Source organism: Nocardiopsis trehalosi NBRC 14201, assembly GCF_001552555.1.
GTDB classification, from domain to species: domain Bacteria; phylum Actinomycetota; class Actinomycetes; order Streptosporangiales; family Streptosporangiaceae; genus Nocardiopsis_B; species Nocardiopsis_B trehalosi.
In genome coordinates, this window is record NZ_BCRK01000012.1 from 16,122 (window position 1) to 30,932 (window position 14,811).

At 73.9% G+C, this 14,811-nt stretch carries 11 protein-coding genes and 1 tRNA gene; 7 read left to right on the top strand and 5 right to left on the bottom strand.

Annotation, left to right across the window (positions count from 1 at the left end; all coding sequences use genetic code 11):
* Nucleotides 1–35: 35 nt before the first annotated feature.
* Nucleotides 36–2,948 (bottom strand): glycoside hydrolase family 48 protein, encoded by a 2,913-nt coding sequence (locus NT8_RS03845; RefSeq protein WP_067964313.1) that lies wholly within the window; start codon nt 2,946–2,948, stop codon nt 36–38.
* 453 nt (nt 2,949–3,401) lie between these two features.
* Here NT8_RS03845 and NT8_RS03850 point away from each other — a divergent pair, with 453 nt between their 5' ends.
* Complete coding sequence (locus NT8_RS03850; RefSeq protein WP_067964315.1) at nt 3,402–4,202, top strand: putative hydro-lyase; 801 nt, start codon at nt 3,402–3,404, stop codon at nt 4,200–4,202.
* A 2-nt stretch (nt 4,203–4,204) separates the two neighbouring features.
* Here the strand turns inward: NT8_RS03850 and NT8_RS03855 are convergent, their stop codons facing one another.
* A complete protein-coding gene (locus tag NT8_RS03855) occupies nt 4,205–5,938 on the bottom strand; it encodes an alkaline phosphatase D family protein (RefSeq protein ID WP_067964317.1) in 1,734 nt (577 codons plus the stop codon).
* A 282-nt stretch (nt 5,939–6,220) separates the two neighbouring features.
* On the opposite strand from NT8_RS03855, the gene NT8_RS03860 reads away from it, so the two are divergent.
* The 4 genes from NT8_RS03860 to NT8_RS03875 all read left to right on the top strand — a co-directional run bounded on the left by NT8_RS03860 (nt 6,221) and on the right by NT8_RS03875 (nt 8,800).
* Nucleotides 6,221–6,649, top strand: a complete 429-nt coding sequence (locus NT8_RS03860; protein ID WP_067964318.1) for a YjbQ family protein — start codon at nt 6,221–6,223, stop codon at nt 6,647–6,649.
* Nucleotides 6,650–6,809: 160 nt separating this feature from the next.
* Nucleotides 6,810–7,241 carry a DUF3052 domain-containing protein gene (locus NT8_RS03865; protein WP_067964320.1) on the top strand — a complete coding sequence of 144 codons (432 nt, stop codon included), beginning with the start codon at nt 6,810–6,812 and terminating at the stop codon, nt 7,239–7,241.
* A 925-nt stretch (nt 7,242–8,166) separates the two neighbouring features.
* Entirely contained in the window at nt 8,167–8,646 is a 480-nt protein-coding gene (locus tag NT8_RS03870) for a peroxiredoxin (RefSeq protein ID WP_067964322.1), read from the top strand.
* A gap of 81 nt (nt 8,647–8,727) precedes the next feature.
* Nucleotides 8,728–8,800: transfer RNA gene (locus NT8_RS03875), tRNA-Val, on the top strand.
* A gap of 250 nt (nt 8,801–9,050) precedes the next feature.
* Here NT8_RS03875 and NT8_RS03880 read toward each other — a convergent pair.
* Nucleotides 9,051–9,395, bottom strand: a complete 345-nt coding sequence (locus tag NT8_RS03880; RefSeq protein ID WP_067964324.1) for a hypothetical protein — start codon at nt 9,393–9,395, stop codon at nt 9,051–9,053.
* A gap of 154 nt (nt 9,396–9,549) precedes the next feature.
* Nucleotides 9,550–9,885: a hypothetical protein gene (locus tag NT8_RS03885; RefSeq protein WP_067964373.1), complete on the bottom strand. Its 336-nt coding sequence runs from the start codon at nt 9,883–9,885 to the stop codon at nt 9,550–9,552.
* Between the two features lie 458 nt (nt 9,886–10,343).
* On the opposite strand from NT8_RS03885, the gene NT8_RS03890 reads away from it, so the two are divergent.
* Complete coding sequence (locus tag NT8_RS03890) at nt 10,344–11,195, top strand: hypothetical protein (RefSeq protein WP_067964326.1); 852 nt, start codon at nt 10,344–10,346, stop codon at nt 11,193–11,195.
* Nucleotides 11,196–12,075: 880 nt separating this feature from the next.
* Entirely contained in the window at nt 12,076–12,693 is a 618-nt protein-coding gene (locus NT8_RS03895; RefSeq protein ID WP_067964328.1) for a hypothetical protein, read from the top strand.
* Between the two features lie 57 nt (nt 12,694–12,750).
* Here NT8_RS03895 and NT8_RS03900 read toward each other — a convergent pair whose 3' ends face one another.
* Nucleotides 12,751–13,692: a nitroreductase/quinone reductase family protein gene (locus tag NT8_RS03900; protein ID WP_394326563.1), complete on the bottom strand. Its 942-nt coding sequence runs from the start codon at nt 13,690–13,692 to the stop codon at nt 12,751–12,753.
* Nucleotides 13,693–14,811: the final 1,119 nt, after the last annotated feature.

Sequence of the window (14,811 nt, forward strand, 5' to 3'; positions counted from 1 at the left end):
CGCGGGCCTCCCGAGTGGCCGGACCAGCCGCCGGGCTAGCCGAACAGCTCGTCGTGGGCCGCGAACGCGGTGGCGATGTCCACCTGCGACCAGAACCGGTGGTAGGTGAAGGTCGGGGCCTCGCCGCCGTCCAGGTAGGCCTGGACCTGCGGCCACGCCGGGTCGTCCTCGTAGAAGGACCGCAGCGAGGCGAACGTCGCCCCCGGCTCGATCACGTCGCCGTTGGGCATCGTGCCGGAGAAGCCGTCCGGGATGTAGACCTCGTCGGCGAACCGGGAGTAGTCACCCCGGGTCTCCGGCGTCGCGATCCCCAGGTCGTCCTCGTGGGCGAGCAGGGTGTCGAGCAGGCCCTCGCCCATCTCCCGGGCCTCGGTGTCGCCCGACGCCGCCGCGTAGTACAGCAGCGTCTTGGCCAGGCCGGCGGCCACCCCCACGTCCTGGCCGTGCGAGACGACCTCCACGTGCAGGTCCGCGTTGCCGGTGGGCCGGCCCTCCCAGGTGTCGGGCTGGCCCTCCCACTCCATGTCCGCCGGGACCGCGAAGTCGCCGCCGGCGCCCACCTCGGTGTTGGCCATGGCCCAGGGCACCCACTTGTCGAGGATGGCCTGCGCCCGCTCGTCACCCGTCTCGTAGTAGAGCTGGGCGACACGCTCGATGTCCCACACCTGGAAGCCGAACCACCGGTTGGACGGCGGGTCGTGCCACACGGGCTGGTGGTCGTAGAACATGCCGTAGAACTGCGAGGTGCCGGCCGGCGGGGCGGAGTAGTCGCCCGCCCAGCTGTTGGTGGCGCCGCCCGCGATGCCGCCCTCGGACGACTGCAGCCACTGCAGGAACTCCAGCTGGCGGTCCATGCTGGTGGCCCAGTCCTCGGCGCCCGTCGGCGACTCCGGCTGGAGCGCGTCGACCTCGGAGAGCGCGTAGGCGGCCAGGACGTTCTGGTAGCCCTGGTGCGAGGAGCTGCCGCCGATGCGCCACGCCCACGGGTACTGGGCGCTCTCCATCGCCCCGCCCCACGCGTAGTACCACGACATGAGGTAGTGGGCGCTGTCCTTGCCGGTGCCCGGCGCGCACGTCGCGGCGCCCACGCAGTCGCCGATCCGCTTGAAGTACTTGTCGAACATGGCGTAGCGCAGGTAGTCGCCCATCATCGCCGCCTTGTCGACCGACTCCGCGACCGCGTCGGCGTTGCCCTGCTCCTCGGCCCACTGCTGGGCGAGGTAGGCCACCTGGACGGCCCGCGCGTCGGCGTCGGGGGCGTTGGTGTAGCGCCACTGCTCGGAGTAGGCGCTGTCGTCGGTGAACAGGTCGAGGAACCCGTTGGGGCCGCCGTGGTCGAAGGTCTCGCACGACGGGTGGGGCACGGTCTCCCAGACCGACTCCTGCGAGCCCCGCTGGAAGGTGTTGATGAACGCGGGGGCGTCGTCGGTGCCGTCGCCGCAGAACCCGAACCCGTAGGTGTTGTCCACGTCCAGCAGCCAGTGCATGCCGTAGACCTCGTCGGTGCCGTAGGTGCTGCTCAGCTCCTCGGCCAGCGGGTCGTCGCCCACGGGCACGCCGCTGTCGAGCGCCGACGGGTAGCCCTCGGGCGTGCCGTGCTCGGGGATGTAGGTGGCCGGCGCCGACGGGTCGTAGGAGCCGTTGGTGGGCTGGTCCTCGGTGCCCGGGATGATGAACTCCTCCATCGACGCCCAGGCGTCGTTGAACGGACCCCATTCGCCGGTGACCCGGCCGTAGGCGGCCTCCAGCCACAGGTAGTAGCTGTACGCCTCGGAGGTGGTGGCGTGGCCGTGGTCGGGGGCCTCCACGATCAGCGTCTCGACCGAGTGGTAGGGCACCAGCAGGCCGTCGAACTCGCGGAAGTAGCCGCTCGCCGGGTCCTTGATCTTCTCGTACTGCTCCAGGAACGCGGCCTCGTACTCGGTGGTGTCGGAGTCGACCTCGCGCGCCTCGATGACCGCCGGGTCGTGGCCGGGGGCCGACGCGGTGAACACCGCCGTGCCCGGGTCGCCGCCGTTGTCGGCGGAGGCGATCACGACGTCCTGCTCCTGGTCCCAGTCCTGCGGCGTGAACACCAGTTCGGCGCCCTCCGCGACGGACAGGTCGGCGCTGCCCTCGGTGCGCGCCACCTCGACGGTGACCGCCTCCTCGGGGGCGTTGGACAGGGCGACGCCGACCGCGGCCGTCTGGCCCTGCCGGACGTTCACCGCCCCGCTGCCGGCCACGACTGCGGGGGAGTCCAGCACCTCGACCGCGACGGGGGCCGACTCGGTCTCCGCGCCCGCGTCGTCGACGGCGGCCGCGGTCAGCTCGTGCGACCCGGCCTCGGCGTCCGCCCACTCCAGCTCGTAGGGGGCGGTGTCGTCGGTGCCGAGGACGGCGCCGTCCGCGCGGAACTCGACGCTCTCCACCTCGCCGTCGGCGTCGGAGGCGTCGGCCGCCAGGGCGATCGGGTCGCCGGCCAGGAACGTGTCGCCGTCGGCGGGCGCGGTCAGCTCCACCTCGGGTGCGGCGTTGACGTCCTCGCCGCCGCAGGACACGCCGTTGACCCGGAAGGCGGTGGGCGCGTTGTTGGCGCCGGAGACGCTCGCCTGGAAGCCGACGACAGCGGACTCGCCGGTGCCGAGGTCGGGGTTCCAGCCGGGGTGGCGCACGGTGACGTCGGCGCCGTTCTGGGAGAACTCGCCGTTCCAGCCGTTGGTGATCCGCTGGCCGTCGGCGAAGGACCAGCTCAGCGACCAGCCGTTCACCGGGTCGCCCTCGTTGGTGACGGTCACCTCGGCGGTGAATCCGCTGCCCCACTGGTTCTGGACGCGGTAGTCGACGGAGCAGGCGGCGGCGGCGTCGGCCGCCGCCGGTGCCCCGGGCAGCAGCGCGGCGGCCACGGCCGCCGCGAGGGCGCCGGGTACCAGCCGCCGGTGCCGGTGTGTTCGGGATGGGGGACGCATCTTCCTGGCAACCTCCGTCTTCGGGGGACCATCGGGGGATCCGGAGCGCGCTGCGCGCGCGGCGGGGGCGTGGTGAGGAACGCCGGAAAACGGGTGGAAAGGGGCGGGGCGGCGGACGGCCGCGGAGGCCGGCCGCCGGACGCGGGCGCCGGGGGCCTGGGGTGGAGTGCGCGCCGCGCGGCCGGCGGCCGGGGCGGATGTGGGAGCGCTCCCAGATATGTGGGAGCGCTCCCATGATCAGGGGGCGAGGGTCGGACGGTGACGCGGGCGGGCGCACTGTGTGATCTTCGTCACCGGGAGCGCTCCCATGGAGAGGGTAAACCGCCCGGCGCGACATGTAAACATCCCGTCACCCCGCAGTGACGTATCCTCGCGAGAGCCGGGACCCGCCGACCGCCCGCCCCGTCGACCCGCCCCGGCGCCCCGCACCACCGCCACCTCCGGGGGGACCGCATGCACCGGCCGGCCGCGCCCACCGACCCCGCCGCCCTCGCACCCGGCGACGCCCGCGCCCTCTTCCGCGCCGGGCTCACCGTGCCCACCTCGGGCTACGCCGCCGGATACGCGCAGGCCAACCTCATCGCGCTGCCCCGCGACCTCGCCTTCGACTTCCTGCTGTTCGCCCAGCGCAACCCCAAGTCGTGCCCGGTCCTCGACGTCACCGAGCCCGGCGAGACCGCCGCGTCCATCTTCGACGGGGACCTGCGCACCGACCTGCCGGCCTACCGGGTCTACGTCGACGGCGTCTGCGTCGACGAACCCGCCGACGTCCGCGACGTCTGGCGCGACGACCTCGTGGCCTTCCTCATCGGCTGCAGCTTCACGTTCGAGACCCCGCTGCTGGAGGCCGGGGTCCCCGTCCGCCACATCGAGGCCGGCACCAACGTCGCCATGTACCGCACCGACCGCCCCTGCCGGCCCGCCGGCCGGCTGTCGGGGCCGCTCGTGGTCTCCATGCGGCCCATCCCCGCCGACCGCGTCGCCGACGCCGTCCGCATCACCTCGCGCTACCCGGCCGTGCACGGCGCCCCCGTCCACGTCGGCGACCCCGCCGCCCTGGGCATCACCGACCTCGCCCGGCCCGACTTCGGCGACCCCGTCGAGGTCCGGCCCGGCGAGATCCCGGTGTTCTGGGCGTGCGGGGTCACCCCGCAGGCCGCGGTCATGGCCTCGGCCCCGGCGTTCGCCATCTCGCACGCCCCCGGCCACATGGCCGTCACCGACGCCCGCGACACCGCCTACCAGGTGCCCTGACCTCAGTCCGTCAACCGGTGCCGCACCAGTTCGCGCACCTGGGGTCGGGCGGTCGCGCCCGGCAGGAACTCCTCGGTGGCCCGCCGCAGCAGCGGCGAGTGCGACCACGCCACCTCCGCCGTCCGCCCGTCCAGGGTCAGCTCGGCCAGCGAGTTGTCGTACCAGGGGCCCTGGTCCAGCCGCCAGTCGATCGCGGGCGGGCGCACCCCGGCCGCGCGCGCCATCAGCGCCCCCACCACCCCGGTGATGCCGCGCGCCGCCACCCACGTGGTGCGGCGCAGGGCGGGCGGCATCCAGTTGCAGGTGGGCGAGCACGTGAGCTGCGCGATCCGGGTGGCCGACCCGCGGGCCGGGCCGCCGCGCGCACGCGCCCGCGCCAGGTAGGAGAAGTGCACGTCGCCGCCGAGGAACAGCACGCTCGCCGGGGGCGCGCCGCGCTCGCCCGCCGCCACCCGCAGGACGGCGTCGGTCACCGCGTGGAACGACCGCTGGAACGCCGCCCAGTGCTCCAGGTCGATCTCGCGGCGCAGCCACTCGCCCCGGGGGCGCAGCCGCCGGCCCCACGCGCCCGCGCACACCGCCTCGTTCCACGCCTCCAGGTGGTGCACCCCCTTGGGCAGCAGGAACGGCAGCGTGCTCGCCAGCACCAGGTGGTCGACGTCGCCGGTGAGCTGGGCGTCGAGCCAGGCGGCGTCGTCGGGGCCCAGCATGGAGCGGGCGGTGTCGTCCTCCACGATCCGGCCGCACCGGGTGTCGATCATCAGCAGCCGCGTGGTGCCGACGTCGTAGCGGTAACTCCACCGGTAGCTGACCGGCTCGTCGTGGGCCCGCCAGGCGAAGGCGTCGACGACCGCCGCGGCGTCGCCCTCGGCCGCCGCCACCTTCGGGAACACCGGGTCGGCCGCCCGCTGCGCGGCGGACAGGTTGCCCAGGTGCTGGTACACCCAGTACGCGCCGAGACCCGAGGTGATGCGCGGCCGCCACCACGGGGTCTCGGCGATGTCGCGCCGCCAGGAGCCCGACGTGTTCCAGTCGTCGCGGATGTCGTGGTCGTCGAAGAGCATCAGGCTGGGCACGGTCGACAGCAGCCAGCGCAGGTCGGGGTCGGACCACGCCTGCCGGTACAACTCGGCGTACTCGCCGTAGAACACCACCTCGTCGTCCGGCGGGCGGGCGGTATCGGCGGGGACCGACGCGCGCTCGCGGTTGTCGGCGAGGTACTGCTTCATGCGCGGCTGGATCTCGTCGGCGTACACCTGGTCGCCGATGAGCAGCAGCAGCGACGGCTCCTCGTCGCCGGGGCGGTCGGGCGCCCCGCCGGCGTCGCGCCGCTGGTCGGCCAGGCGCAGCGCGTAGGCGCGCAGCATGTCGACCCCGTAGCGCAGCACGGCGGTGCGCGAATGGTCGGTCGAGGTGTGGCAGGAGCCGAACAGCACCCGCGCTGGGGCGCCGGGGTCGAGGGTGCGCACCAGGCTCGGCGGGTACACCGAGTCGGGCTCCGGCCAGACCGGCGCGTCGTCGAGCCGCACCTCATAGGGGAGCATCGCGCCCGGCGGCAGATCCGCCAGTTCGCACACGGCGTAGTGGTGCCCGTGCACGGTGAACGTGTCCGCGGCGGCGGAGGACGCCCCCGCGGTGACCGTGACCCGGCACGGGGCCTCGGTCTCGACCCAGATCGTGGCGGTCGACTCGGTCACGTGCCGCAGCATCGGACCGAGCCGCAGACCAGTACCCACATCCACTCCCGTCCATCGGGGCCCAGAGCGGCGGGGACGACCCGCCCGGCCCGCACGTCGTCTGAGTATGGCGCCAACCCGGGCCCCCGTCACCCGGGGCCGGCGGCGGGGCCCGCCGGGGGCGGTAGGGGGGTGCCGGACGCCCGGGAGGGGTGGAGCCCCCGTCGACCTGGGTCAGCGCCGCCACGCACGGGGCGGGGGGCGGGGCCCGCCGGGGGCGGTCGGGGGGGGCGGACGCCCGGAAGGGTTGGAACCCCCGTCGACCTGGGTAAGCGTTGCCGCATGCGGACACGACTACTCGACCTGCACACCGGCGGGTCCGAGAGCATCACCGACATCACCCAGGCGTGCGGCGACCTCGCCGCCGAGGCCGGCGGCGACGGCCTGCTGCACGTCTTCGTCCCCCACGCCACCGCCGGGGTCGCCATCATGGAATTGGGGGCGGGCTCCGACGACGACCTGCTGGCCGCGCTGCGCGACCTACTGCCCGCCGACGACCGGTGGCGGCACCGGCACGGCTCGCCCGGCCACGGCAGGTCCCACGTCATGCCGGCGCTGATTCCGCCCTATGCCACCGTTCCGGTCGTGGACGGGCGCCTGCAGCTGGGAACATGGCAGTCCATCGCCGTCGTGGACCTCAACGTCGACAATCCGGATCGCCGGGTTCGGCTCTCGTTCTTGACGTCGCCGCCTGACGGAGCAGGATGGTAGGTGCAGGAACTGCGAGGCGGTGACGCGTTGACGGATCAGGTACCCAGCGTGTGAACTTAGCCAGCAACAGCGGGATCGACCGAACCGGGACCGCGAACGGCCGAGCCCGGACGCAGGAGTCACGGCCGGCAGGACAGGCAAGACGTGGAGGAGGATTTTCGTGAGCGCGACCGCGGGCCAGGCACAAAGCGAACGTGGCCTGGCCGATCGACTCGGATTCAAACCGGGTCAGGTGGTGCAGGAGTACGGCTTCGACGACGACGTGGACGAGGGGCTGCGCGCGTCGATCGCCGAGCGCACCGGCGAAGAGCTGGTCGATGAGGACTACGGCGGTGTCGTCGACGCCGCGCTGTTGTGGTGGCGCAGCGACGAGGAGGACGACCTCACCGACGTCCTCGTCGACGTTCTGGGCGCGGTCGAGGGCGGCGGCATCATCCTGGTGCTCACCCCCAAGGCCGGGCGCGAGGGCCACGTTTCCCCGAGCGACGTCACCGAGGCCGCGTCCACGGCGGGCCTGTCGCAGACCAGCGCCGTGAGCGCGGGGACCGACTGGTCGGGCACCCGGCTCGTCGCCCCGAAGGTGCAGCGCTGAACCGATCCCGCGGCGCCCCGGGCGGCGCTCCCCGAGCGGACCGCCCACCGGCCGGACCGTGAGACGTGCCGCCCGCCCACCGGCGGGCGGCACCGTCCCGCCCCGACCCCACCCGGCGCCACCGGACCGCGCCGAAACGCGCGGGAACGCGCCGGAGCGTGTCGCAACGCGCCGCCCAGCGGGAATGGCCAGCCCCGCCCGAGCGGCCCGATCACGCGCCGGAACGCGCCGCCCAGTGGGCACGGCCCCGCGCCCACACGCGCGGCCCGACCACGCGCCGCCGCCCGGCGACACGCCGCGCCCGGTCGGCCGGGGCGCCCGCACGGATCGGCGCCGCCCAGCGGTCATGGAGCCTGCGCGCGGCTGGTCCACGCGCCGCGACCCGAACGCACGCCACGTCCGGACGCTCGGGCGCCCGAATGGATGGGCGCCCGCACGAATGGAACGAAACGGGGCAGGCAGCCATCGCCCTGGCCGCGTGGCGCGCGCTTCGTCCGAGTACGAGGCATGCGGGGAAAGTGAGGCGTGCGGGGAAGCGCGACGCGCTCACCCGACGGAGGGTCCGCCGCTCCCGACGCGCGACGTACGCCACGAAGGGCGCGCCGTACGGTGGAAGCGGAAGCCACCGGCGTCGACGCCGCGCCAACGGCCATGCGACGCGTACGCCCCGTCCGGAGAGCGGACGGCCTACCAGGGGCACAGCCAGGGGACGCGGCGCGTACGCTCGGCCCTGAGGGCGCGCGCCCACCGAGGGCTGGAACCATGGGACGTGGCCCGCACGCCCTGCCCGGGAACCACCGGCGTCACAGCGGAACTCGACCGGGACGCGGCCGGAAGGCGCACGGCGCCTTCGCCCGCACCGGCATCGGCTGCGTCCCGCCTCTGCGGGCGTCCCTTTCCCCATCGGAAGAGAGAAGCAGGAAGCATGTCCATCGCAACGGGGCGGCCGGCGCCCGACTTCGAACTGTCCGACCAGCACGGCCAGACGGTGCGCCTCGCCGACTTCGCGGGCCGCCGCAACGTGCTGCTGGTGTTCTACCCGCTGGCCTTCTCCGGCGTGTGCGAGGGCGAGCTGACGGCGCTGCGCGACGGCGCGGACGACTTCCGCGCGGCCGACGTGCAGCTCCTCGCGGTCTCGGTCGACTCCATGTTCGCGCACCGGGTGTGGGCCGACCGGGAAGGGCTGGAGTTCCCGCTGCTGTCCGACTTCTGGCCGCACGGCGCCGTCGCGTCGTCCTACGGCGTCTTCGACGAGAACCGGGGCGTGGCCCTGCGCGGGACCTTCCTCATCGACCGGGAGGGCGTCATCCGCTGGAAGGTCGTCAACCCGATCTCCGAACCCCGCGACCCGGCGACCTACCACCAGGCCATCGCCATCCTCGGCGCCGCCGCCCCCCGCCCCTGACCCCCACGCGACGAGCGCACGAACGGCGGGACCCGGTACTATTTCCCGACGGTCCGTCCCACGGGCCGCCCCGCCACCCCGGGGCGCGTAGCTCAGTTGGCAGAGCCCCCGCCTTACAAGCGGGTGGTCGGAGGTTCAAGTCCTCTCGCGCCCACCCCGTAGACCATGAAAAAAGCCCCCTGACCTGCACCAGCAGACCAGGGGGCTTTCGCGTGCCCGGTGGCTGACGGTGGCCGTCAGCGGCCCTCAGCGGGTGTCCACGGCCAATACACGTCGAAGTTCGTCGGCCCGGCCGCGACTCAGGGTCGCCTCGATGAGCCGCTTCGCACGCTCCTCCTCGCCCACGACGCGCTTGCTTCCCAGCGTGCGGGAACGCGGCAGCGTACTCAGCCGACGGTTCGAGCTCACTCCAGGAGGACGAGTTCGGAGAACTTCCAGGTGGTGCCCCTGTCGGTTGTGGAGAGGACGCAGGTGGAGCCCTTCGGGGGCAGCCCTGCTTCGGACGAGGACTCCCAGGTGACCTGGCCGGTCACCTCGTATTCCCACTTCCAGGGGACTGCGCGGGTCACCACGGGCTCGGGGGGTGCGTCGAACCCTGCGGTGAAGGGAGCCTGCGCCGTCTGCCGGATGCGGTCCTCGCATGCCGCGCCGGCGAGCGCGGCCGCGTTCTCCGCTCCGGTGGTCGGGCCGCCGCAGCCGGCGGCGAGGACGAGTACGGCCGTGCCCGCAGTTTGGTGGTACAGGCGCATGGGTGCTCCGAGGGGCGAGGACACGGATCTACCGCTGGATCGGGAGAAGGGGCGGTCTTCGGCCGGTTGCGGACGCGGATCGCGTGTATCGCGCGGAGCGACGGGTGACGCGGTTCGCCGGGGTGGGGGCGGGGCAGCCTCGGGCGTCGCCGCGTCAGGTGGAGAAGCGTCGCGCGAGGTCGCGGAGGCGTGTCGTGGCCGCGGTCGCCTGGTCGACGGTGAAGGCTGCGCCGGCCATCCGGCTGAGGCGCTCCACCTGGTCGGCGAAGCGCAGGTACTCCCGCCGCGCGTGCTCCCGGCAGGCGTGGCAGGTGACGCTCTCGGGGTGGACCGATGTCATGGCGTAGGCCACCTGGATCCCGCAGCCGGTGGTGACCACGCTCGGCGCGTCGGGTGCGTGTCCCACCGTCGACGTGATCACGTTGCGCATATCGGCGCCAGCCTCCACCACCTTCTGCTCGACGTGGATCAGCGCACCGTTCCGGTCCATCACACCTACGCCCTTCCGTCCGAATCGTCCCTGGAAAAGCCTACCGATCGAACACCTCGCCCGAAGTCCGGGGCGCACGCGAGCGGCGGCCGGGCGAGAGCGGCCGGAAATCGGCCGGGGCGGCCGCGCCCCCGGCGCCGCCGGGAAAGTTCGCATGGGACCACGGGAGTGATCGGTGGTACGGGATTCCACCGCCGTCGATAGGAGAAATGAATCTTTTCGGCGAAATACAATCAGGCGCCCGCTGCGTCCGCGCGGGTTTCGGTCCATCGGGATGAGGTGGAGATGTGGCCGGAGACGCCCGAGAGGGGTCGGGGGCGGAACCCGGCCGCTCCGGCGGATCCCCGCGCCGGATGGGCGCTCGCGCGGGCGTATTCCTGCGCCGAATCGCGGGGGCCGTCGCGGAGAGGTGGCGAAAGGTCTCGTGGACGTCTCTCGCGGCGATCGTCTTCTCCGTCGTGCTCGGCCCGGTGATCGCGGGGCTCGCGGTGGCACGCCTGTCGCCGTTCGTCGCCCCACCCGCGCAGCCGGCCGCGTCGGCCCCGCAGGCGGCGCCGACCGCGTCCCCGTCTTCTCCGCCCCCTGCGTCGGAGGCACCGGGCGACCCCGGCGAGGCGCCGTTCGAGGTCACCTCGCTGCGGCCGGTCTACTCCGGCGAGGACGACGTCTGGGTCGGCCGGGACCCGGTGCGGCTGAGCGACGGGGAACTCACCGAGCTGGCCGACCTGCGCGAAACCGATCAGCAGGCGCACGATGACCGGATGGCCGACCACGGTCTGGCGGAGGCGGGCCTGACGCGGTTCGAGGCCGTCCTCCGCGGCGCGGCCCCCGAGGGGACGCGGATCATGGGGATGCGGGCGGCCGCGGAATGCGCCGACGCCCCGGTCACCGGCACCCTGTTCTACTCCCCTCCGGCGGGCGCCGAGGAGAAGCAGGTCGTGTACTTCGACCTCGACTCCGCCGACCCGGTCGCCCAGTCGACCCGGAACGGTTCTCCGACGGGAGAGGCGTACTTCGACTCGACCACGTACCGCCTCGCGCAGGGCGAGGAGGTCGTCTTCGAGATGCACGCGGCCCGCGTATACGGGTACTGCGACTTCCGGATCGAGGTCGACGTGCTGACCGGGGACCGCCGCTCGACCGAGGTCATCGACGACGCGGGCGCCGCGTTCTGGGTCAGCGGCATGGCGACGGACTGGTCCGACTACGGGGCGGCCTACGTCGGTGGTATCGCCGCGCCCCCGAGGGGCGACTGGCGCCCGGCCGAACCCGGCGACTTCCCCGATCCCGCTTCCGCGACCGGTCCCTGAACTCCGCCGGGTGCGGCCGTGGCCGACGGGTATCCGGAGTGCGGCGCGGATGCAGTGTTGCGCCGGAATTTCGCATTCGGTCGGGGAGGCCCCGGTCGAAACGTGGGCGCGCGCGGCAGCGCGGTGTATTCCGGATCGCAGCCATTCCGATTTGCGGCTGGAGGGGAAATCGAGGTGAGGTCGGGAAATCGAAGACGGAGGCCGATCCGGAGGCGGATCGGGTGGGACGGGGGGTGTGGGGGTTCGGACGTGGGTGGACGGAATCGGACGGGGGCGGATGGGGGAAGCCGGGGAGGGCGTGGCCGGAGGGGTGATTCGCCGTGAGGCGCTCTTTCCTCGCAAGGAGGAGGGAATGGTGGAATCCGGGCACGGGGTCGGGAATGGCGCTGTGAATTCCGGGATGATGGGGTAGCTTTCCCGCACGCGGGTTCCACGGGAGGGCGCGCGCCGCCCACGTCCCCGCGCGTCGTGCCGGAAACGGACCGCGTACCCGCTCACATTCTCACGGAACGGTATCCGCACATGATCGATCTCCGCCCCGCAGGATTCCGGGGCCGTATCCTTTCGGCCCCGGTCGCCCCGGTCGCCCCGGCCGGCCCGGCAGCCCTGGTCATCTCCGTCGCTCCAGGCGTTCCGGACGTCCCGGCGGTCCCGGCCGTGTCGATCACGCGAGTGGCGCGGGGCGGCCCCCGCGCCCGGGTCGGAGGCACCCGCGCCTCCGCCGTCCGCGCCTCGGCCGCCCGAGCGCCGGCCGGCCACGCCCCGGCCGTCCGATTCCGTGGCCGGGGCGATGCGGTGGTGGCGGGGCCGGCCGTGGCGCCGGGGATCGGCCCCGGGCCCGCGCACCGTACCGCCCCGGTGCGCCTGGGGGAGGCGGGCGATGGACGGTGACCTGCTCGGACCCACCGGCCCCACCGAGTCCCTGCGCGGCGAGACCCCGCCGACGGTGTACCGCCCCGCCCCCGATGCCTCACCGCACCGGTTGCGCAGAGGCCCGGACCAGGAGGTCTACGGGTGGGTCCGGATGGTGCCCGTCGGCGACGCGGAACCCGCGCCGTGCCCGCACGAGGAGGTGCTGCTCCAGGCCGACAACGTCCGCGCCTCCATCGGCGACGGCCTCGCCGCCCCCGCCGCGCGCGGCGACCGCCCCCGCGCCATCGAGGATCTGGAGGGGTACGAGCAGCGCCCCAACCCCCTCGACGCGCACACGCCCGCCCAGTTCGTGGAGGCCATGCAGCGGTTCCGCGTGTGGTCGGGGGAGTGGTCGCTGCGGCAGCTGGAGCGGTACTGCGGGGGAGCGGTGTCCCGCTCCACCTTCCACACCACCCTGGCGAACACCCGGGAGCTGCCGAAGTTCGTGGTCCTGTGCGCCTTCATCTCGGCCTGCGGCGGCGGCGAGGACGAGATCCAGCGGTGGGTGACCGCGTGGCGGCGGCTCCGCATGCCCGAGGAGGAGGAGCAGGCGCTCCTCCGGCTGCGGACCTGGTCGACCCTGTGACCGGCGGCGCGCCCCTGCCCCCTCGGGGCGCGCCGCCACCTCGCAGAGGCGCGGCCGTCAGGACGCGTCGGCCGCCGGCGGGGGGAAGGGGATGGTGGCCAGGACGGGGATGAGCTGTTCCTCCTCGTAGTCGAGGTGGGCGGTCAGCTCGGTCGACAGGCGGTCGAGTTCGTCACGGAACCGCTCCGGGTCGGCGGTGCCGATGTCGGCGAGCAGTTCCACCAGTTCGCCGCGGATGCGCTCCACGGTGACGTGCTCCGCGCGCAGGCGGTCGATCGCCTCGCCCAGTTCCGGGTGCCGCCGCTCCAGGTCCGGGAAGAGGTGCCCGTCCTCCGCGGTGTGGTGGAAGTGCAGCCCTTCGCAGAACGCCAGGCAGTGCTGGCGGATCTGCAGCCCCAGCCCGGGAGCGGGCGGGGCGCCGTCGCCGGCGGCGGCGCGCGCCGCGAAGTGGGCGTCGGCCTCCTCGCGCACGCGCGCGACCTGCCCGCGCAGCCAGGTGTGGATCTCCACCAACTTGGCGGCGAGGTCGGTGGCCGGCGGCCCGTCGGCGCCGTACGCGACCCGCTCCAGCACGACGACCGGGATCACCCGGTCCGTGCGCTCCTGGTAGTCGGCGTAGCCCGGCTGCTGCGCGCAGACCAGCGCGAACAGCCGGTCGCGCTCCGCCCCCTCGGCGGGAACCGCCACCGCCTGGTACTGCTCGGTCCCGGTCTCGACCGTGACCGTCGGGTGGGCGAGCAGGTTGTGGTACCAGGCGGGGTGCTGCGGCGCCCCGGCGGCGGAGGCCACCACGAGCGTCCGGTCGCCGTCGTACAACCGGACCAGGGGCGCGGTGTGCTGGGCGCCCGACCGCGCCCCGGTGGTGGTCAGCAGCACCAGGTCGGCCCCCTCGAACGGGCCGCCGACCCGCCCCTCGTTGGCGCGGAACTCGGTGATGACGTTCTGGTTGAAATCGGTGGTCGTGCTCAGCGTGCTCTCCAGACATGGTGGTGCCGCGATCGGTGCGGCGGGATGGTGAGGGATGACGGGATGACGTGCCGGCGAGGCGGCGCCCACGCCGAGCGGGGCCCTCGGTGTCCGAAGGGGTTGCGGACGCGCCGCCGAACGGCGGGCGGTCACAGCGGGGACGGCGGCGGTGCGGGGCACGGCCGCGGCGAGGGACGGCGCGCGGGTGTGCGCGGCGGTCGGGTCAGTCCGAGTCGTGCGAACCCATGGGGCACCGTCCTCTGCGATCGGGTGCGGCCCGCTGCCGGAGACCGGCGCGCGTGCGGCACGCCGCTCATTGAACCGACCAGGTACAGCGGTGTCAATCAGGAATGTCCGGATGCGGACGCAACGGGGCAAGGTGGAATAAACCCCGACCCGCTCGGTCGGCGCACCGCGGTGCGCCGGGCGCATCTCCGGCCGACCGAAACCCCGCCGTGCACGGACGATGCGGAGTCGACCGTCCGCCGACGGGCCGCAGGCGGCGCCGGGCTCCGCCACGCTCCGAGAGTGCGGGGGAGAGATCGTTCCGGTCCGTTCCGCCGCCCGATGCGGATTCGCCCGGCCGTCAGAGAGTCCGGATCTGCCGGGGGGCCGTTTTCGCACGCTCCATCGACCGACGCGGTCTCATCCGCCGCCCGCACACGGAACAGGGCCATGTCCGGATACCGACGCGCCGGGCCCGGAGCGGAACGGAACGGAACCCGCCGGCCGGGCGGTGAACGGCGCGGTGGGCTGCGATGGCGGAAGCCGCCTGCCCACCGGCGGGCCCTTCGGTGCCGGGTTCCGCCGTGCGCGCGGGGCGGAAGGGCAAGGGCGTCTTCGCCTTCTGTGCCGCCTGACCTGGGGGTGCCCGTTGCTGGACGGGACATGGCGGGTGTTCGGGCGGACGCGCGGCGAGGTCCGGCGGGTTGCGGTATGCCCGCTCCTGCTCAGCTCGATCCCGGTCGGTGGGGTGGCGGGGGCGTGGTCGTTCGGGGTCCGGCGGTGCGTGGTCGATGGTGAGGGCGTTGCGAACCGGCGGGGCCTTTCGGTGCCGGGTTCCGCCGTGTGGGGGCGGCGGGGGAGGGGTGGCATCGTCTCGTGCGCCGTCCGAGGTGGGTCCGTCCGCTCTCGGGACGCGGCGCGGTGGGT

What these genes read in the sequence shown, in the direction of transcription:
- NT8_RS03845 (WP_067964313.1), bottom strand. Translation starts at nt 2,948, where the DNA reads ATGCGTCCCCCATCCCGAACACACCGGCACCGGCGGCTGGTACCCGGC.
- NT8_RS03850 (WP_067964315.1), top strand. Translation starts at nt 3,402, where the DNA reads ATGCACCGGCCGGCCGCGCCCACCGACCCCGCCGCCCTCGCACCCGGC.
- NT8_RS03860 (WP_067964318.1), top strand. Translation starts at nt 6,221, where the DNA reads ATGCGGACACGACTACTCGACCTGCACACCGGCGGGTCCGAGAGCATC.
- NT8_RS03870 (WP_067964322.1), top strand. Translation starts at nt 8,167, where the DNA reads ATGTCCATCGCAACGGGGCGGCCGGCGCCCGACTTCGAACTGTCCGAC.
- NT8_RS03880 (WP_067964324.1), bottom strand. Translation starts at nt 9,395, where the DNA reads ATGCGCCTGTACCACCAAACTGCGGGCACGGCCGTACTCGTCCTCGCC.
- NT8_RS03885 (WP_067964373.1), bottom strand. Translation starts at nt 9,885, where the DNA reads ATGGACCGGAACGGTGCGCTGATCCACGTCGAGCAGAAGGTGGTGGAG.
- NT8_RS03895 (WP_067964328.1), top strand. Translation starts at nt 12,076, where the DNA reads ATGGACGGTGACCTGCTCGGACCCACCGGCCCCACCGAGTCCCTGCGC.